This is a genomic window from Paenibacillus sp. HGH0039 (assembly GCF_000411255.1).
Classification (GTDB): Bacteria; Bacillota; Bacilli; order Paenibacillales; family NBRC-103111; genus Paenibacillus_F.
In genome coordinates, this window is the sequence record NZ_KE150413.1 from 1,986,124 (window position 1) to 2,006,553 (window position 20,430).

The following is a 20,430-nucleotide window of genomic DNA, read 5'->3' on the forward strand; positions in this document are numbered from 1 at the left end:
CCACCGCCTTTCGGGGCGGTTTTTTTTGCCCAGAGGGCCTTCCGTCCGTTAACCCGCCCGCCTGCTTGTGCATATGCTGATAGCAATCAAGAAGAATGGAGGAGACGCCATGAAACGAAGATCTATCGTCTTCCTCCTGCTGTCGGTGCTGTTGGCGGGATTGGTTCTGCCGGGCTGCTCGAAACAGGAAGAAGTCAGCAAAATCCGTATCGGTGAAGTCACGAGATCGATCTTTTACGCGCCTCAATATGTCGCGCTTTCGCAAGGCTTTTTCAAAGATGAGGGACTGGAAGTGGATCTGACGACTACGGCCGGAGGGGACAAAACGATGACCACACTCCTGTCCGGCGGAATCGACGTGGCGCTGGTCGGATCGGAAACGTCGATTTATGTGCATCAGCAGGGAAGCGACGATCCCGTCATCAACTTTGCCCAGCTTACGCAGACGGACGGCACCTTTCTCGTATCGCGCACGAAACCGGCCGGAAATTTCGACTGGAGCGCGCTTAAAGGAAAAACCTTCCTCGGCCAGCGCAAGGGCGGAATGCCGCAAATGGCCGGAGAGTTTGCGCTGCGCAAGCACGGCATTGACCCTCATAAGGACTTAAACCTGATCCAGAATGTCGATTTTGCGAACATTTCTTCCGCTTTTTCTTCCGGAACCGGGGAATATGTCCAGCTTTTCGAACCCCAGGCGTCCGTTTTCGAGAAAGAGGGAAGAGGCTACGTCCTGGCCTCGTTCGGAGTCGAAAGCGGCAAACTGCCGTATACCGTTTACATGGCGAAACAAAGTTTTATCAAGAAAAATCCGAACGCGGTTCAGAAGTTTACGAATGCCGTACAGCGGGCCCAGAACTGGATGCATACGAAAAGCGTCAACGAAATCGCGGATGCGGTTCTGCCTTATTTTAAAGATACCGATCCGGAAATCGTGAGAAGCGTGGTGAAACGGTATAAAGACCAGAACACCTACGCCGGCGACCCCGTCATCGACGAAGCGGAATGGAACAACCTCCAGGACGTCATGACTCAGGCAGGTGAGCTGAAAGCGAAGGCCGATTGGAGCACGCTGGTGGACAACAGTTTTGCCGAGAAAGCCAAGGTGAATGTGAAGTGAGCAGGCACGGCCTGCTTAGTGCCGCGGCTGCCGGCTTTGGCTGCGGGGGTCATTCTCGTGCAAGCGGATAAGGAGGGATGCGACCATGGATACAGCGGCCACGGTTCAAGTTAGCGGCATGACGCATGTGTACGTGTCGGACGCCCAGGCGAATCCGGCCTTGGAAAACATCGAACTGACCATCCGGCCGGGTGAATTCGTCAGCCTGCTTGGCCCGAGCGGTTGCGGTAAAACGACGCTTTTGTCCATTATCGCCGGTTTGATCCGGCCCACCCGGGGGCAGGTGCGGATTAACGGCCGGGAAATGGATTCCCCTACTTCCCGGGTCGGGTATATGCTTCAGCAGGATTACCTGTTTCCGTGGAGGACAATTTACGGCAATGCCGTCATCGGACTCGAGCTGCTGGGCAGGCTGAACAAGGAAACGGGGGCGTACGTCGATCATCTCCTGGAGGAGATGGGGCTTGCCCCATTCCGCGATTACCGGCCTGCCCAGTTATCGGGCGGAATGAGGCAGCGCGTCGCCCTCGTCCGGACGCTGGCGGCGAGGCCCGAGCTGCTGCTTCTGGATGAGCCGTTCTCCGCGCTCGATTACCAGACTAAGCTGCAGCTGGAGGATCTCGTCGTGCAGACGCTCCGTTCACGGGGCAAAACGGCGCTGCTCGTCACGCATGATATCACGGAAGCCATCGCGATGAGCGACCGGATTATCCTGCTTGAACCGCACCCGGGCCGGATCCGGCGGGAGATTGCCGTCCCGGAGCACATCCGGCAGACGCTGCCTTTCGAAGCGAGAGAAAAGCCGGGATTTCACGAGCTTTTCCACGAGATATGGCAGGAATTCGAGCGTATGGGCGGAAAGGAGGCGGAAACGTGAGCCATCAACCGGCAGATGAAACCGCACAGAATCAAGTAGCCGGTATCCACGCACAGGCGCACGGCCAGAAGCATACAGACGGCGGAACGCTTGCGGATACGATCCATGCGGCCCATCTGGAGGCCAAACGCAAAGTTGCGGTTCGTGTCCGTGTCACCCAACTGCTCATCCTTGTGATCAGCCTGGGCGTATGGGAAGCCGCGGGCCGCCTGAAATGGATCGATGTGCTGCTGTTCAGCTATCCGAGCAAAGTTTTTGTTCTCCTGGCTTCCAAAATCGCGGACGGCTCCATTTTTCCCCACACGGGATATACCGTCTATGAGACGGTTGTCGGCTTCGTGCTCGGCACGCTTTTCGGGACGGCGCTGGCGATGCTGCTCTGGTGGTCGCCCTTCCTGTCCCGCGTGCTCGATCCGTACATCGTCGTGCTGAACAGCATGCCGAAAGTGGCGCTGGGTCCGCTGTTTATCGTCGGCTTCGGTCCCGGGATGCTGTCCATTATCGCGACCACGCTCTCGATTACCGTCATCATTACGACACTGGTGGTGTACGGGAGCTTCAAGGAAGTCGACGACAATTACGTGAAAGTCGTCCGCATCTTTGGGGGGAGCCGGGGCGAGGTCTTCCGCAAAGTGATCCTTCCCGCGTCGTTTCCCACGATAGTGGCAACGTTGAAAGCGAACGTCGGCCTTGCCTGGGTCGGGGTCATTGTCGGCGAGTTCCTGGTTTCCAAAATGGGACTCGGCTACCTCATCGTGTACGGATTCCAGGTGTTCAACTTCACTCTCGTCATAGCAAGTCTGGTCGTGATCGCGATCGTCGCGACCTTTATGTATCAGGCCGTCGTCTATTTGGAGAATAAATTGATGTCCCGCCGGTAAGTCTGAGAGAAGCATAAATTGCCGCTCTTGTGACCGGTAGACTTGAACAATATCGCCGAACATGGAATAATCGAAACAGAAAAAATCCACTAGACGGAGCAAACATCTATGAACATTCCTTTCATCGGCATTCGCGTCTTAAAAACGGCTCTGGCCGTCATCGTATCGATTACTTTGGCCCGGTGGATCGGCTTAACCAGCCCCAATTCCGCAGGGCTTCTTGCTATTTTGGGTATTCAGGTAACGAAGCGCAGAGGCATCAACAACGCTTTTCAGCGGATCGCGGCTTCCATTCTGGCCGTCCTTTTCGCATCCGTCCTGTTCAGCCTGCTCGGCTTCCACGTTTGGGTGCTCAGTTTGTTCGTACTTATCGTTTTCCCGGTCTTGCACCGGATAAAGCTGAGCGACGGAGCGGTCACGGCTTCCGTAACCATTTTTCACATTTATAATGCGCAGTTGATCAGCCCCCCGCTTATTTTAAATGAAATCATCCTTCTGATCGTCGGACTGGGAAGCGCCACGCTGATCAACATTTCGTATATGCCCAAAGCGGACAAAGAAATCGAGTTTTACCGGTCCAAAGTCGAGGGGCTTTTCTCGGATGTGTTTCTGCATATTGCCGAACATCTAAGGGATACGACTGTCGTCTGGAACGGGAAGGAACTCCTCGAGCTGGACGAAGTGCTGAAAACGGGAACCGAAACGGCCAGCCGATCGATTGAGAACGCGCTGCTTTTCGGCACTCATACGTATACGGACATGCAGCTCTATTTTTACATGCGCAACGAGCAGTTCGAATCCCTTCAGCGGATGGCGCTGCTGGTGTCCCAGGTCAGCCGGGAACTGCCTCTCGGGGAAAGTCTCGCTTCTATTTTCGAAGAGCTTAGCAAAGACTGCAAAGTAGACTACTACACCGGACGTTCGGAGAAAAAGCTGGCCGCCCTGCAGGCGAACTTCAAGATGGAGACGCTGCCGCAGACGCTTTCCGAGTTCGAGGCAAGAGCGGCCCTCCAGCAGTTGACCCGGGAACTGAGCTATTATTTGAACATCGCCAAAAAGCAAAAAAAACAGAAGCCCGCGTCCGCGCGCTCCTGATCATGTTGTTGCCCTTGGCGACTCCCCCGAGCCTGACGGCCGGGGGATTTTTATATTATTGATAGGAAGACTATGCCAGTTTCTCGATTGAAAGAGAAGCGCTTACGGTTGGTGTTCCTCCGCCGATTGCGTTTTGTAAAGTTAAAGCCCCCGTATTATCTATCCGGTTTAAGGTCAATACTCCGCCGGCTGTTAATTGAACGATAACCTGCCCGGTGTATGGATTGTTTCCGGCACCGGTTCCATAGTTACTGCAGGGAACCAGGGCCGCAGGGGTCGGGCCAGCCGCGTCCGGGTCAAAGAACAAGCCGAAAGCGTTATTCCCGGCTGTAGGGAACACCTCATACGTTATTTTATAAAATCCATTTTCATTTATGATAATGCTGGACGGAGGTGCGAATGTGACGGCTGTCGCACTGATGACGGAGTCGTTAAAGGATACGGCCCCGCCTTGCCCCCCCGGTTCGGCTGCCGCGGCTATCGTCTGCGCCGCTGTGCTGCACACAAAGGCAAACGATGAAATTCCGCCTGCGGGTCCCTGGGGTCCTTGAGGACCGGCGGGACCTTGGATTCCCTGGGGCCCTGTTAGGCCGGCAGGACCTTGGGGTCCTTGCGGGCCTTGAGGACCGGGAAGTCCTTGGGGTCCAGGAATAGGCGTTACGTTTACGGTAGGCGGGGGACAGGATACTTTTACGATTTTCTTTTTGACAATGACGATTTTATTTTTTCTCTTCGGTTTACACACGATAACCGTTTTTTTGTGACATCTCTTTCTCTTTGGACAATTCATTTAAGATACCTCCTCGGAATGTTTAATACAAGATCATCCTATGACAGGTATCTAATGCATGAAAGGACGATAACCTATTTTTAGAAAAAGAGGTTAATGCGGAGGGGCAGCCGTTTAGTGTCTATCAACTAAGTCCAATCAAAATTTTATAGGGTTCATAAAGTGATAGCGGACAATGAGATACCTCACTATTGGAGGCCCCTTTTTAGGGGCTTTTTTTATTCAAAAGATTCACTTAACCCGTAAGATGTCAGCCCCAGATCCGGCCGTATAAGATAACAGGCATAATTATCCCGTGATGAAAGGCATTGAAATAAGTGTAGGCCGCATACGTACAATGCTTGAAAAAATCAAGTCCGAGCACCGATATTGGAGCTCGGGCTTTCACATATGCCGGATATTAGTCCGGTAATCCGCAAAGTTAAAACACTTCCGCTGAAGCGTGCATGAAAGTTATCCTTGGTGCTGAATATTCGAGCGGGGTTCTTCTTATCCCCGGTAACGATTCCGTATGCAGCGGGCGAAAGCAGCTGTTCTAAGTGCCATGAGGAATGGTTGTCGATGGTTTGGGGGCTTAGGGCAGCGGAAACAGGACACGGCTAAAGCACGGTCTGGGAAGCGGGACAAAAGGATAACCAGCTGCGTTCAACCGCAGCTGGTTATTGAAGAGTGACTGTAATGGGGCCCGATTTCATCTGGATCGGTTTATTTCCATTTAACTATTATAAGAAGACGAAGCTTGATTTAATGCGGAATTTACAAATTATCTTGATTTGATTGCGTCCGTTCAATCAACAATCGCCTATGTCCTGCATACACTTGTAATGAATGATTGCATGGAGGAGGTTGAAAGGATGTCAATAGATAGAAATTTGCAAAGCAGAGAGATCATTGTGAAAGCTGTCTGCGGCAAAGGACGCAAATTTTCGCACGTAAGTCATACCGTGACTCCGCCTCATGCTCCAACCAGTATCTTAGGCGCCTGGATCATCAACAATCAGTACGAAGCCGTCAAGTCTGGAGAGGGAGTCGAGGTCGTCGGTACTTACGATATCAACATCTGGTATTCGTATGATCGGAATACGAAAACCGATGTCGCGAAAGAAACGGTATCTTATGCGGAGGTAGTCGGTTTGTCGTACCTCGACAAGCGGCACAAGTCTGCCACAGCGGAAGTTTCTGCGGTCGCAACGCAGGAACCGAACTGTGTGGAAGCGAGCATCTCCGGAGGCGGTAACGTGCTGATCCGCGTAGAGCGCGAATTCCATGTGGAGCTGACGGCGGAAACGAAGGTGCACGTGATCGTGGATCCGAACGGCGGAGATTTCGAAGAGAAGCATGTAGACTTCGATCTCATCAGCGATGATGGAGATTTCGAAGATTTAAACCCCGATCTGCTGGAAGATGATTTAAGTTAAAGGTTACTTCATCTTATGCACCGGAAGAAGCTGGGGCAGAGGGCGTTTGCCCTCTTTTTTGTTTCTCCGGGTAAAAATGGGCAGCCGGGAGGAGGACGACTATGCAGCTCTTCGTGCTATACTCCGGGCGGGATAAGCAGACGGTTTCCGTCATGAGCCGGGAATTGGATCTCCTGAACATTCCGCATGGGGAAAAGCTTCCGGAGAAGACGCCTGTGAGAATCGCAGCCTGGGGCAAACTATCGGCGGAGCAGGCGCGGGATTTGGCCGCAATGCCGCGGCGCGCTCTGCTGCAGCCTCCGGAAGCGGTCTCCCTGGCGGTGAGGGAAGAGGACGCGAGGATGCAGCTTACCGTACACGGCATCCGGACGATCCACGGCTCCCGGGGAGATACGGAGGCCGGTCGCCGTGATCGCGGCATCCACCGGGGAGGCGGGCCGTATTCCTACGAATACCGCATAGCGGTTTTCCATATGGAGGCCCTCGCCGTTTACCGGCAGAAAAACAACCTGCTGCTCCTTCCGGGCTCGGCCGGAACAGAGCCGTCCGGTTTTCAGGAAGTCAGCCTGGAGCAGCAGACGTTTCACACCCAGCGCGCCGTCCGCGAGTCGGTCAAGGCGGTGTACGCGCTCGGCCTCGACTACGGCCTTGTGCATATCGCGATCGAGCCTTCCGGCAGGACGCTCGTGCTGCGGGTAGATCCATCGCCGCGGCCGGATCAGCCGCTGGCGGCGCTCTTTGCGCACGCCATCGGGCGATACGCCGTGCAGCTCTCGCAGGAGCTGGCGCGGACGGAGCCGGCGGTACTCGGGAGCGATCCCGAGTTTCTGCTGGTTAATCCGAGCGGCAAAGTCGTGTCCGCCTCCAAGTATCTGGAGCGGGAAGGACAGGTCGGCTGCGACGCGATCGTGCTCAGCGGCCACCGCCTCATTCTGCCGCTGGCCGAGCTGCGTCCGCAGCCGAGCAGCGAACCGGCGCAGCTGGCCGCCAACCTGCGCCGGACGATGCGTACGGCCGCGCGCAAGATCGGCGACGACAGCCTCGCCTGGATCGCCGGCGGTATGCCGCTGCCGGGCTTCCCGCTTGGCGGGCATGTACATTTCAGCCGCTGTTGGCTGAATTCGCACCTGCTGCGCGCGCTGGATAACTACCTGGCGCTCCCTCTTACGATGATCGAGGGAGAGACGACCGCGCTGCGCCGACCGCGCTACGGGCTGCTGGGGGATTACCGCCGGCAGCGGCACGGCGGGTTTGAGTACCGGACGCTTCCGAGCTGGCTGGTTTCGCCCGAAATAACCCTCGGCGTGTTCGCGCTTGCGCGAATTATCGCAGACCGTTATTTCGAGCTGGACCAAAGGCCGCTGGACGATATGGAGGCTCAGGAGAATTATTATGCCGGCAATAAGCCGGGCCTGGCGGATGCCGCGGAAAGCGTATGGGCCGATCTCGAGAAACAGCCCATGTACGGGGAATTCGCAAGGTATCTGCGTCCGCTGAGGGAACAGTCGCGGCGCATGGAAGGCTGGCAGGAACTCGCCGATTTCCGGAGGAGCTGGAAAATCGGTCCCTACGGACGGAAACAGGATGCCGCGCAGGAAAACATGCTATAATAGAAGAATCATAGACAGCCTTATCCGCTGAACGTTTCGTCGGAGGTTTAGAATGACTCAATACACACCCATGATCCAACAGTATCTGGCAATCAAGGCTCAGGTGCCGGATGCTTTTTTGTTTTTCCGTTTGGGAGATTTCTATGAATTGTTTTTCGAAGACGCCATCAACGCTTCCCGCGAGCTGGAGATAACCTTGACGGGGCGCGGAGGCGGTACGGAAGAACGGATCCCCATGTGCGGGGTTCCCTATCATTCCGCGGACAATTATATTTCCCGTCTCATAGAGAAAGGTTACAAGGCCGCCATCTGCGAGCAGGTCGAAGACCCTTCCGCAGCCAAAGGCGTCGTCCGCCGGGAAATTGTCCGGATCGTGACGCCGGGCACCGTGATGGACGGCAAGACGCTTGGGGACGCGAGCAACAATTACATAGCGGCCGTCGCACAGGTCGGCGGCCGGTACGGCTTCAGCGCCTGCGACGTGTCCACCGGAGAATTGTATGCAACCTCTTTGTCGGACTCGTTCCAAATGCTGATCGACGAGCTGAATGCGTACGCTCCGGCAGAGATTATCGGGGACGGTCCGCTTCTTGACCGGGTCCGGAGCCAGATTCCGCTTACGGCGAAGTCCACGGTGTTTACGGCGTGGGAGCAGGCGGCGGACGACAAGCTCGCTCCGCAGTTCGGAGAAGGGGCGGCCGGGAAGCTGGACGCCTCCGCAAGACGCGTCGTTTCGCTTCTCTTGGCCTATTTGCATGAAACGCAGAAACAGAGCTTGACCCATATCAAAGAAATCCGCGCCTACTCGCCCCAGCAGTATATGACGATGGACCCTTTCACGCGCCGCAATCTTGAGCTGGTGGAAACGGTCCGGGAACGCAGCCGTAAGGGATCGCTTCTGTGGCTGCTGGACGAAACGGTCACCGCCATGGGCGCCCGCATGCTGCGCCGTTGGATCGAGAAACCGCTGATGCAGGCCGATGCGATCCGCAGCCGGCATGACGCGGTGGAGACGCTGTACAAACAGTTTATTTTGCGCGACGATCTTCGCACCGTTTTGAAAGAAGTGTATGATCTGGAGCGGCTCGTCGCCCGGATGGCTTACGGAAGCGCCAACGCCCGGGACATGATCGCGCTCCGGGTTTCGCTGGAGCAGGTGCCCCGTCTGAAGGACGTCTGCGCCGGTGCGGGCGCCCAGGTTCTCGAACGGCTTGTCGACGAAATGGATCCCTGCTCCGACATCTCGGAGATGATTCTCGGAGCCATCGAGGACGAACCGCCTGTGTCCGTACGCGACGGAGGCATGATCCGCGAAGGCTATCACGATTACCTGGATCAGCTCCGCGAAGCGAGCACCAACGGGAAGAAGTGGATCGCCGAGCTGGAAAGAAGCGAGCGCGAGGCGACCGGCATTCGGTCGCTCAAAGTCGGCTACAACAAAGTGTTCGGTTACTACATCGAGGTAACCAAGGCCAACGTGGGGTCCCTTCCCGAAGGACGCTACGAGCGCAAGCAGACACTCGCGAACGCCGAACGCTTCGTCACTCCTGAATTGAAGGAGAAAGAAGCGCTTATTCTCGAAGCGGAGGACAAACGCACCGATCTGGAGTACGAGCTGTTCGTGCAGCTTCGCGAACGGATTTCCTCGCAGATCGGACGCCTCCAGAAGCTGGCCGAGGCGATAGCGGAGCTGGACGTGTACCAGTCGTTGGCTGCGGTGAGCGCGTCCAACCGGTTTATCCGTCCGGAGGTCGGCGACGGCTACGATCTGCACATCGAAGAAGGCAGGCATCCGGTCGTCGAGGCCGTGCTTGAAAGCGGGGCGTTCATCGAGAACGAAACGAAGCTTACCGCCGGCGACGGAAGCATGCTGCTGATTACCGGCCCGAACATGGCGGGTAAAAGCACGTATATGCGGCAGGTTGCCGTCATCTGCCTGATGGCGCAGATCGGCTGCTTCGTACCGGCAAGCAGCGCCAAGATTCCGATCATCGACCGCATTTTCACGCGAATCGGTGCAGCCGACGATCTGATCGGCGGCCAGAGCACGTTCATGGTGGAGATGATGGACATTCAGGTGATGACGGAGAAGGCGACCGAGCGCAGCCTCGTCATTATCGACGAGCTGGGCCGGGGAACCTCGACAGGAGAAGGCATGGCGATCGCCCAGGCGGTCATCGAGTTCCTCCATCACGAGATCGGGTGCAAAACGCTCGTCTCCACACACTTTCACGAGCTGGCCCATCTGGAAGAAAGTCTTCCGCAGCTGCGGAATTACTGCATGGCCGTCAAGGAAAGCGGGCAGCAGGTTACGTTCCTGCGCAAGCTGATCCGGGGCGCGGCCAGTACGAGCTACGGCATCTACTGCGCCCAGATCGCGGGTCTGCCTGACGGGATTATATCCCGCTCGTACGAACTTCTGCAGACTTTCGAGGCGCGTGCGGCAGCCGAAGGGCCGGAACCGGGAGCCGGGTCATCCGGCGAGGGCGTTCTGACGGGGGCGCCTGCAGCCCGTACGTCCGCGAATGCGTCAGGGGCCGGGGAGGCGAGCGCTCCTTACGGTGCGCCGGAGGAAGCGGCGTCCCAGCGCTCCGCCGTAGAGCAGCTGAGCTTTTTCGAGGAGGCCAAGCCGGTCCGGGTACAGGCGGCTTCCGCCAAGCCGGACCCGCAGACGCAAGCGGTCATCGAGGAGCTTAAAGCGCTGGATCTGCTAAACATTACACCGCTTCAGGCAATTAATGTCATTTACGAGCTGAAGAAAAAACTACAGAACTGACAGCGGAAAACCGCTTTTTTTACAAATAAATGATTCTCAACAAGATGACGCACGAAGCCGGGATTAAGCGATACCTAGGGTCCGCCTCCGTTTTCCTGTCGCATCATATCTTAATAAAAGGGTGATTATGAATGGGTTTTCCCGGTTTTCGTAAATTAAAAACGGCCGCAGCCGCCGTAGTAGTGTTCGGTGCGGTAATCCCTGCTTCGGCATGGGCTCAGGAGAGCGCGCAGACAACGGATGAAGTAAGACAAGTACTCGGCCAATACCATGTAAGCGGGATTACGGCCGATGAGCTTAAAGGTCTGAGCATTGCCGACATGCTGAAAAAAATTAACGCCAAGGACCCGTACACCACATACTTCACTAAAGAACAGCTGGAAAAATTTACGGACAGCCTGGAAAACAATTATTACGGTATCGGCGCCCAGATGGGTTATGACGATATCGGCGTGTATGCGGACAAGATTTTCGAAGGATCGCCTGCGGAGAAGGGCGGACTAAAAAAAGGCGATTACATTCTGAAAGTCGCCGGCGTTTCCACGCAAGGAAAGAACCTGAGCGAAGTGGTAAGCGGTGTTCTCGGTCCCGAAGGAACCAAAATCGAACTGACGGTCAAGCGTGACGGCAAAGAGCTGAACCTGACTTTAACCCGGGCGAAAATACATTTGCCGAACGTGGAGGGCTACCTCATAACGCCAAGCACCGGTTACATTAAAATCGACAGCTTTTCAAGCGATGCCGATGAAATCTTCGACGCGACGTTTTCGGCCCTGCAAAAAATGGGCATGAAATCGCTGGTCATCGATTTGCGCGATAACCCGGGCGGTCTCGTGGAATCGGCGCAGAATATCGCCTCCAAGTTCATCAAGGAAGGTGTCTTCGCCCATACGAAAAACCGTAACAACGAAGATACGCCTCTGCAAATCAAAGGCGGGACGACTCAGAACCTTCCGGTATTTATGCTGATGAACGAAAACAGCGCCAGCGCTTCCGAAATGCTTGCCGGTGCCCTGAGAGACTATGGAGTTGCCGAGGTTATCGGCATGAAGAGCTATGGCAAGGGGAGCATGCAGAGCTTGCACAGTCTCAGCGACGAAAGCGCCGTGAAGGTGACCTTCGAAGAATATTTGACGCCCAAAATGAAGCCGGTCAACGGAGTCGGCATTGCGCCCGACATCGAAGCGGACGGCTATACGGCCCAGCTCATTACGGCCCTGCGCAAAGCGGGAACGAATTCCTTCCAGGTGCGGGTAACCAAGCATGACGTAACCGTCAATCAGGTGGAAGTGACGGAGCCGTACAGACCGATCCGCGAAGGAGGCAACGTCTTTGTCGCTTCCCGTACGCTGGCTGCCCTGATCGGCGCCGATATCAAGTGGAATCAGACCGCACAGGCCGTTAACATAAGCACCGGTAAAGGAATCCACACATTCGCGATGTCGCCCGACACCCTTCTGCTTAAGAACGGGACGAGCTACATCAATCTGGATAAATTCGACGATATCTATCCGCAGCTGCACTGGGAAGATGCCGATAATCTTTTGCAGTTGGAAACAGAGAAGGAGTAGGTTAAGATGGGCAAAATTCGGCTTCTTGACGAGCATATCGCCAACCAAATCGCAGCTGGCGAAGTAGTAGAGCGTCCGGCATCGGTCGTGAAGGAACTGGTAGAGAACTCCATTGACGCCGGAAGCAGCCGCATCGATGTCGTGGCGGAAGAAGGCGGATTGCAGCTCATCCGCGTAACCGATAACGGTTCCGGAATCGAGAGCGAGGATTGCGAGCTGGCTTTCTACCGCCATGCGACGAGCAAAATTCAGTCGGGCAAAGATCTCTTTTCCATCCGCACCTTGGGATTTCGCGGTGAGGCGCTGCCGAGTATCGCGGCCGTTTCCAAGACGGAATTCGTGACGTCGACGGACGGCAGCGGTCTCGGGCGCAAGCTTGCCGTGGAAGGCGGGGACGTCGTTACGCAGGAAGAAACGTCCGCCCGCAAAGGGACGGATATTTCGGTCAAAGAGCTGTTTTACAACACACCTGCCCGGCTGAAATATATGAAAACCATCCAGACGGAGCTGGGTCATATTTCCGACTATATGTACCGGCTCGCGCTGGCGCACCCGGAAATCGCTTTTACCTTGAAGCATAACGGCAACAGCCTGCTGCAAACACTCGGCGGCGGCGACCTGCTTCAAGTTATCGCGGGCGTGTACGGGTCGGCTGTCGGCAAGCAGATGATCGCGGTCGGAGGAGAGAGCCTGGATTACAAAATTTCCGGCTATATCTCCCGTCCCGAGCTGAACCGGGCGAACCGCAGCGCCATGTCCATTATGGTGAACGGGCGGTACGTGAGGAGTTTTGCCGTTCAGCATGCCATTATGAACGGATTCCATACGCTTCTTCCGATCAACCGTTTTCCGGTGGTCGTTTTGCATATTGAGATGGATCCTTCTCTTGTGGATGTGAACGTGCATCCGTCCAAACTTGAAGTCCGTTTCAGTAAAGAGCCGGAGCTGGTAAAAATGATCGAGGACATGATCAAGGAAGCTTTGGGGCGTCAGGTTCTTATTCCGAAAGGCGTCCAGGCTTCCGCACGGATCAAGGAATCGTTCGTTCAAGAGACGATGACGCTGTACCGCCCGGAGGCGGATCCCTTGCTGAAGCAGGGAACTACACCGGCGCAGTGGAGAGAACAGCTGTCCGTCCCCGCGGATGGACAAGCTCCGGCTTCCGCGGACAACCGCGAAGGGGCCGGGGAAGGGAGTGACACCGCCCAAGAGGCGGACGAGCGCCGGCGCAGCCTGGCTTCGCTCGACTCGCTTGCTCCGCCCGATTCCGCCGTTGAAAGCGGAGCCGGATCGGCAGGCTCCGCGGCGGAGGCCGGCGCACCGGACAGCGCCGGCAGGCGGGAGCAGCAGCCCCACGCTGACGGGACAACCGGCGCTCAGCCCGGAGCGGAAGCGGCGCTCAGGCCGCCGGGCAGCGCGGGAGCGCAGGCCGCCGGCAGCGAAGCCGCGGGCTCGTCCGCGCCGGGAGCAGCGGCCGACCGGCGCTCAGGCTTCGCCTCGGACGCGGCAGTCCCGGGCGGTCCGGGCAGCGTGCCCGCGTCTGCTGCGCGGGAAGCGGGGGCTTCCCGCCTGGGCGAGCCGCAATCCCGGCCGTCCGCAGCGGAGCCCTACGGCGCTCCGTACGACTCCGGGGCTTACGTCGGCCAGCCGCGCGGCGGGGCAGCCGCCGGGGGAGGCCGTGCCGGCCGCGCACCCGCGCAGGACGACCGGCCATACTCCCGCGAAGCGGCGGGGAGTCTGCTTGCCGCGCTGCCGACGCGCAGCGACAAGGAAGCGCTCAAGCGGCCGGATTTCCCATCGCTTTCGCCGATCGGCCAGCTCCACGGCACGTATTTGCTCGCCCAGAACGAAGCGGGCTTTTATATGATCGACCAGCATGCTGCTCACGAGCGGATTAATTACGAATACTACTACACCAAGTTCGGAGAACCCCAGGAAGCTAGCCAGGAACTCCTTGTTCCGATCCCGCTGGAGTTTACTTCGGCGGATTTTCAAGCCCTTCGGGACAAGCTGCCGCTTTTGGAGCAGGTAGGCGTTTATCTGGAAGCTTTTGGGGGTAATACGTACCTGGTGAGAGCCTATCCGCACTGGTTTCCGGCAGGAGACGAGCAGGCAATCGTAGAGGAAATGTGCGAATGGATTTTGACGGAGCGCAAGGGAGTGGACCTGTCCAAGCTGCGTGAAAAATCATCCACTCTATGTTCCTGCAAAGCTTCGATCAAAGCCAACCAGAGTCTGAGTACCGTGGAAATGGAAGCGCTGCTTGACCGCTTGGGCGGATGCGGCAATCCTTACACGTGTCCTCACGGCAGACCGATCGTCATTTCGTTTTCGACCTACGAGCTGGAGAAAATGTTCAAACGCGTCATGTAAAAGTTGGCATCCATCCGCTTGATTGAAACGGCAAATGCCCTGTTACAGCACGCTTTTCCGGCCTGCTGCCTGTTTGAAACGATGCGAACACGCGTTTTGACGTGCGGAAAGACTTTGTGATATGGTGTACATGTCCTTTGGCGGAACGGCGACCGTCCCGTCATCGGCTTAAAACTCGCTAACGGATAATGAGGGAATGTTGTGCTTGTAACCACATCGTACGACCCAGCCTCCGAAGACGTGGACAAAGCGATCGCCGCAGCCCGGACGCTGGGCGGCCGCTTTGTACCGCGAAAACGGCTGACGCTTTCCGGATTGCGTTCGCGTTTCGGAGAAAACGAAATCCTTCTGATTACGAAGGAAGGCTTAAAATATGACTTCGGCGGTCCTCACGCGCTCTTTTTCCATCCGAGCATGGCCTTGGTCCGCTACAAACGGCTTCGGCAGGGTTCTTCCGATCCGCTTCTTCAATTGTCGGGAGCGGACCGCGGCGATGCCGTTGTAGACTGCACGGCCGGACTCGCTTCCGATTCGATCCTTTTTTCCTTCGCAGTGGGGGAAGAAGGTTCCGTAACGGCTTGGGAACACGGCCGGGTTCTGGCCTATTTGCTTGAGCAAGGCCTGGAGTCCTACCGGACGGGAGAAGCCGAATTCGACACCGCCATGAGGCGCGTCGCCATCCGGCAGGGAGATCATCTTGACGGGCTGCGCGCCATGGAGGACAACAGCTGCGACATCGTGTATTTCGATCCGATGTTCCGGGCGCCGATCCAGGAGTCTTCGGGTTTGTCGCCTCTGCGCAGTGCGGCGGACGACCGCCCTCTGGAAGCGGCCGCCGTGGAAGAAGCCCGGCGTGTCGCCCGGCGCTGCGTCATCCTCAAGGAAGGCCGGCAAAGCGGAGAATTCGACCGACTCGGTTTCCGGGAGACCGTCCCTACGGGCAGCAAGCTGGCATACGGGGTGATCCGATGCTGAACAGCCAAGGCGCCAAACCGAAGCTGCTTGTTCTGATCGGCCCCACTGCGGTCGGCAAAACAAAGCTGAGCCTTGAAATAGCGGAGCAGTGGAACTGCGAGATCCTTTCCGGGGATTCCATGCAGGTTTACAGAGGGATGGATATCGGGACCGCGAAAGCGACGCCCGAAGAGAGGGCCGCAGTCCCTCATCATATGATCGATATTCACGATCCCGGTTACCCTTACTCCGTCGCCGAGTTTCAGCAGCGAGTCAGGCAGCTTGTGCCTGAGATTACGGAGCGGGGGAAACTTCCTTTCCTCGTCGGCGGGACGGGACTCTACGTGGAATCCGTCTGCTACGAGTATCAGTTTCTGGAAGCCGGGGCGGATGAAGAGTTTCGCCGGCAGAAGAATCGGTTCGCGGAGGAGCATGGAGATGAAGCTCTCCACCGGACGCTTGCCGAGGTGGACCCGGATTCCGCGCTTAAACTGCATCCCAACGACCGGCGGCGCGTTATCCGCGCGCTGGAAGTGTATCATCTGACGGGAAAACCGTTATCGGCCCATAACGCCGCCCAGAAAAAAGAATCCCCTTACGAACTATGTATAGTCGGACTGACCATGGACCGTCAGCTGCTGTACGGGCGCATCGAAGAGAGAATCGACATCATGATGGCCGAAGGGCTGGTTGATGAAGTGAAAAGTCTGCTCGAAAGCGGAGTGCCCCGCCAATCGGTTGCGATGCAGGGCCTCGGATACAAGGAAATGGTCTCTTACCTGGACGGGGAGATCTCCTTGGAAAGAGCGATTGAACTCTTGAAACGGGACACGAGACACTTTGCCAAAAGGCAGCTTTCCTGGTTCCGTCACATGAAGGATATCCAGTGGATAGACGTCACGGATACCGCAAACTTTTCTGGGCATCTCGAACATTTCCATGCTATAATAACAGGAAAGTTTGTACACGATAACGAATATAATGCATAAGCAAACGCTTGCTTTTAGACTTGGCTTAGTTTGATTATGTTAAGGGGGACCTTCTGATGAAACAATCGATCAATATTCAGGACAATTTTCTGAACCAGCTCCGTAAAGAAAGCATTCCCGTTACCGTATACTTGACCAACGGGTTTCAAATCAGAGGGTTGATCCGCGCTTTTGACAACTTTACGATCATTATCGACAGCGACGGCAGACAGCAAATGGTGTACAAGCACGCCATCTCCACGTTTACGCCTCAGCGTTCCGTATCTTTGATGCCGGCGCCTGAGCAGTCCGCTGCCGAATAAACGATCGGCAACTTTTTGTTTACCTGCTTCGTCTAAATTACAGAACCGTCCGGAACAACCTTATTTTATAGGGTTGTTCTTTTACTAGTGTGACACTTTTGCAAGGCAGCCTGCCCCAAAGAGAGCCATGCACAGAAAGAGAGGGAGCGTTGATGGCAGCAAGCAGTAAAACGCCTTCGAAAGGCAAGAAACCGAAAAAAAAGGGGAATGCGACGAAGGTTATATTGGGTGTGATTATTGCCGCCCTTCTTGCGCTCATATGCGCGATGAGCATTTATTTAGTCGTTTATTTGAATGGTCTTAAAATCCTTAATGCGAACATAGACAAATTGGACGATGCCCTGGGTGCTTCGGTTATTTATGATGCCGACAAACAGGAAATCGCCAAGGTCATTAAGGAGAACCGCGAGAACGTTAAGTTCGATCAGTTTCCAAAGCAGCTTGTGAATGCTTTCGTGGCAACGGAAGACCGGCGCTTTTTCGAGCATGCCGGGGTTGATTTCTGGTCGCTCGGCCGTGCGGTCGTCAAAGACGTTATTGCACGCAGCGCCGTTGAAGGCGGGAGCACAATCACTCAGCAGCTGGCGAAGAACGTATTCCTGAACTCGGATAAGACGTTCTTCCGCAAAGGGACTGAGATGTCCATTGCATTGGCCATCGACAACCAGTTCACCAAGAATGAAATTCTGGAGAAATATCTCAACCGCATTTATTTCGGCAGCCAGGCTTACGGGGTAAAAGCCGCGGCGAAACGATATTTCGGCGTGACCGAACTGAAGGACCTGCAGCTGTGGCAAATCGCTACGCTGGCGGGTCTTCCGAAAGCACCTTCGAAGTATTCGCCGATCTCGGATCCCGAGGCGTCGAAAGACCGCAGAACCGTCGTCCTCAGACTCATGGCGGATCAAGGCTTGATCACCGAAGAGGAACGGGCCCAAGCGGCGGCAGTCGATTACGATCCGAAGACGCAGACACCGGTTGCGCAAAGCGACTTGTTCCCGAGCTTCCGCGACTACGTAATCAAAGAGGCCTACGATTTATACGGGGTCACGGACGAGCAGATCTCCAACGGCGGGTATAAAATTTATACGACGCTGAACAGCACGGCTCAGAAAGCGATGGATAAGGCGTACACGAACGCGAAGCTGTTCCAGCCGGACGGACCGGAGCAGCCGATGCAGAGTTCGATGGTCATTATCGATAACGCCAGCGGCGGGATCGTCGCGATGACAGGCGGCCGGGACTATAAATCGGGAACGTGGAACCGTGCGTTTAAGCCGCGGCAGCCGGGCTCCTCGTTTAAACCGCTGGTTGTTTACGCGCCGGCGATCGAGAAGAAGGGCTACGTGCCTACATCCATGCTGGACGATACGAAGCAGGAATTCGGCAAATACGCCCCGAGAAACTATGACGGGCAGTATCTGGGTCAAGTCGATATGACCTATGCCATCAAGAAATCCAAAAACATTCCGGCCGTTTGGACGTTAAGCAAAATCGGCATCAGCACCGGTAAAGATTTCGCCAAGCAGCTCGGCATTACGTTCGACGAAAACGACAATAACCTGGCCATCGCCTTGGGCGGTATGACCAAAGGGGAGTCTCCGCTGCAGATGGCGCAAGCCTATGCGGCCTTTGCGAACAACGGCGTTTATAATCAGGGACACGCGATCTTGAAAATCGAGAAAAGCGACGGAACCGCAATCGATTATAAAGCCGAGCCGAAGAAAGTGATGAGCGAGAAAACATCCTGGTATATGACTCAAATGATGAGAGAAGTCGTAACCAGCGGCGGAACGGGTGTAAAAGCGGATTTCGGCCGTCCTCTCGCCGGTAAAACAGGTTCGACCCAGCTCGATTTGAAGGGGCTGGAATCCCACTACCGCGATATCTGGTTCGTCGGTTATACGCCTCAGTGGACCGGAGCCGTCTGGGCCGGTTTCGATAAGACGGATTCGAAGCACTATATCCGCAAAAATTATTCGGATCGCGCCAACATGGTCTTTAGCGCCGTCATGGCCGAAGCGATGAAAGGCATTCCTGTAAAAGATTTCGAGCGTCCGAGCGGAGGCAAACAAATCGAGCAGGAGAAGCCTCCGGTCCAAGAGAAGAAGAGCGTGACGGATTTGAGAGCAGGCTGGCAAAACAGCGGCGTGCGCTTGAGCTGGACGGCTGCCGAAGGAACAAGCGCCTACCAGGTCTTCCGCAAAGGACCGGGGGAAACCGACTTCAGCCAGCTTACGCCTTCCAACTCAACGGAATACATGGATCAAACCGTCCAGCCCGGCGGCACTTACGAGTACTATGTCGTTCCGGCCAACGGGGATGCCGCAGGGGTTCAATCCAACGTTGCGTCCGTTACCATTCCGGGAACGGAGCCGACTCCGACGCCTTCCAATCCGGACGGCAACAACAACGGAGAGAACGGCAATGGAAACAATAACGGAAACGACAACGGGAATGGAAACGGCAATAACAACGGCAACGGCAACGGCAATAACAACGGCAATAACAATGGAAACGGCAACCCCGGTAAAGATAAAGACAAGGACAAAGATAAAAATCCGGGCAATACGGGCGGCGGCACAGGAAACGGCGGCAGTTCCGGCGGGACTGCTTCACCGACACCGACCCCAACGCCGTCTGAACCGGCAGGATCGGGAACCTCGGGTTCCAGAGACGATGACCGGCAGCAAAATAACGGCTAGCAGCCGTACATTCAACATCCCTTACTTAACAAGTGAGGGGTGTTTTTTTATGAGGTGAAAATAGTTGTCAATTATTTCAATTCGCCTCTTGTATTTCTTATTAATCCCAGTATAATACTAGGTATAAGGTGCTGAAGGAGCTGATGGTCATGCGAACCCCCTCTGTACAAGAATGGTCCCGTAAATGGGTAGATGATCATCTGGATCTGTATAATTACGCCGGCTCCCTTGGAGATACAGAGTGGCAGCAAGCGATAATGGAATCGCTCAAGTTCAGAGACATTTACGTCCAGCAGGAAATTCGGGCGAGGTTGAGGCAAGATCTTTGGAAGATGTATGATTCGATCAATCTGAAAATGCTGGAGCTGTTCGAACAGCTGAGGCAGAGCAAGGACAGCACTCAGATTGAAACGATCCGGGAGCAGGTATGGGTTCTTAAATCGCAGAGGATTGAAATATCGAAGAAAATATTAGCGGTCAAGTAAGACTGGCATGTTTTGAAGTTCATTCGGCTTCTTACGGCGGAAAGCCTTAAAAAGGCAAAAAAAAAGACATGCGGTCGTCCGCTCTGCCGAGATGATGCTCCTACTCATTGTGGGATGAATAGGGGATTCAGTTAGAAAGTCCGGATTACATAGACATTTGTTTCATTTCGCTCATCATCTTCATCATCATCGTCATTTTCTCGTCGCACTCTTGCATTTTGCCCATCATCATGTCCATATCCATATTCATTTCAGACATCATGTTCATTTGCATCATGCTGTCCATCATGGATTTCATGGTGTTCATTTTGCACATCATTTCATCCATACACATGGTCATCATCATTTGCATGCACATTTTTTCCATCTTTGTCGCCTCCTTTCTCTATCAAATTTTTGCTACTCTAGTAAGATACCCCATTTACCAATAAAAGACAACCCATATCGGACAATTCGACAGAAATATTCCTGTCTTTTTTTGGATTTT

16 protein-coding genes are annotated in these 20,430 nt (G+C 55.3%); 15 read left to right on the top strand and 1 reads right to left on the bottom strand.

What is annotated here, in order from left to right; genetic code table 11:
• The first annotated feature begins 109 nt into the window (after positions 1–109).
• The 15 genes from HMPREF1207_RS23505 to HMPREF1207_RS23575 all read left to right on the top strand — a co-directional run bounded on the left by HMPREF1207_RS23505 (position 110) and on the right by HMPREF1207_RS23575 (position 19,943).
• Positions 110–1,117 carry an ABC transporter substrate-binding protein gene (locus HMPREF1207_RS23505; RefSeq protein ID WP_009674379.1) on the top strand — a complete coding sequence of 336 codons (1,008 nt, stop codon included), beginning with the start codon at positions 110–112 and terminating at the stop codon, positions 1,115–1,117.
• 85 nt (positions 1,118–1,202) lie between these two features.
• Positions 1,203–1,994, top strand: coding sequence for an ABC transporter ATP-binding protein (locus HMPREF1207_RS23510; protein ID WP_009674380.1), 792 nt, complete (start codon positions 1,203–1,205; stop codon positions 1,992–1,994).
• Entirely contained in the window at positions 1,991–2,875 is an 885-nt protein-coding gene (locus HMPREF1207_RS23515) for an ABC transporter permease (RefSeq protein WP_009674361.1), read from the top strand. Before HMPREF1207_RS23510 ends, HMPREF1207_RS23515 begins: the two co-directional genes overlap by 4 nt.
• A 108-nt stretch (positions 2,876–2,983) precedes the next feature.
• Entirely contained in the window at positions 2,984–3,970 is a 987-nt protein-coding gene (locus HMPREF1207_RS23520; RefSeq protein WP_009674324.1) for an aromatic acid exporter family protein, read from the top strand.
• A gap of 401 nt (positions 3,971–4,371) precedes the next feature.
• Entirely contained in the window at positions 4,372–4,521 is a 150-nt protein-coding gene (locus HMPREF1207_RS30385) for a hypothetical protein (protein ID WP_218229978.1), read from the top strand.
• Between the two features lie 1,093 nt (positions 4,522–5,614).
• The gene (locus HMPREF1207_RS23530; RefSeq protein ID WP_009674367.1) at positions 5,615–6,178 is read left to right on the top strand and encodes an outer spore coat protein CotE; all 564 of its coding nucleotides are present in this window, start codon (positions 5,615–5,617) and stop codon (positions 6,176–6,178) included.
• A 101-nt stretch (positions 6,179–6,279) separates the two neighbouring features.
• Positions 6,280–7,788 (top strand): putative amidoligase domain-containing protein, encoded by a 1,509-nt coding sequence (locus HMPREF1207_RS23535; protein WP_009674318.1) that lies wholly within the window; start codon positions 6,280–6,282, stop codon positions 7,786–7,788.
• 52 nt (positions 7,789–7,840) lie between these two features.
• Entirely contained in the window at positions 7,841–10,564 is a 2,724-nt protein-coding gene (gene mutS / locus HMPREF1207_RS23540; protein WP_009674354.1) for a DNA mismatch repair protein MutS, read from the top strand.
• Between the two features lie 131 nt (positions 10,565–10,695).
• Positions 10,696–12,135, top strand: coding sequence for a S41 family peptidase (locus tag HMPREF1207_RS23545; RefSeq protein ID WP_009674347.1), 1,440 nt, complete (start codon positions 10,696–10,698; stop codon positions 12,133–12,135).
• 6 nt (positions 12,136–12,141) lie between these two features.
• Positions 12,142–14,508: a DNA mismatch repair endonuclease MutL gene (gene mutL / locus HMPREF1207_RS23550; RefSeq protein WP_009674349.1), complete on the top strand. Its 2,367-nt coding sequence runs from the start codon at positions 12,142–12,144 to the stop codon at positions 14,506–14,508.
• A gap of 201 nt (positions 14,509–14,709) precedes the next feature.
• Complete coding sequence (locus HMPREF1207_RS23555; RefSeq protein ID WP_009674338.1) at positions 14,710–15,483, top strand: class I SAM-dependent methyltransferase; 774 nt, start codon at positions 14,710–14,712, stop codon at positions 15,481–15,483.
• The gene (gene miaA / locus HMPREF1207_RS23560) at positions 15,477–16,451 is read left to right on the top strand and encodes a tRNA (adenosine(37)-N6)-dimethylallyltransferase MiaA (protein ID WP_009674358.1); all 975 of its coding nucleotides are present in this window, start codon (positions 15,477–15,479) and stop codon (positions 16,449–16,451) included. Before HMPREF1207_RS23555 ends, miaA begins: the two co-directional genes overlap by 7 nt.
• Before the next feature lie 56 nt (positions 16,452–16,507).
• Positions 16,508–16,753, top strand: coding sequence for an RNA chaperone Hfq (hfq, locus tag HMPREF1207_RS23565; protein ID WP_009674373.1), 246 nt, complete (start codon positions 16,508–16,510; stop codon positions 16,751–16,753).
• A gap of 152 nt (positions 16,754–16,905) precedes the next feature.
• Positions 16,906–19,458, top strand: a complete 2,553-nt coding sequence (locus HMPREF1207_RS23570) for a transglycosylase domain-containing protein (RefSeq protein ID WP_009674374.1) — start codon at positions 16,906–16,908, stop codon at positions 19,456–19,458.
• A gap of 149 nt (positions 19,459–19,607) precedes the next feature.
• On the top strand, positions 19,608–19,943 hold the full coding sequence (locus tag HMPREF1207_RS23575) for a hypothetical protein (protein ID WP_016424032.1): 336 nt from the start codon (positions 19,608–19,610) through the stop codon (positions 19,941–19,943).
• A 145-nt stretch (positions 19,944–20,088) separates the two neighbouring features.
• Here the strand turns inward: HMPREF1207_RS23575 and HMPREF1207_RS23580 are convergent, their stop codons facing one another.
• Positions 20,089–20,310 (bottom strand): hypothetical protein, encoded by a 222-nt coding sequence (locus HMPREF1207_RS23580; protein ID WP_009674360.1) that lies wholly within the window; start codon positions 20,308–20,310, stop codon positions 20,089–20,091.
• Between the last annotated feature and the right edge of the window lie 120 nt (positions 20,311–20,430).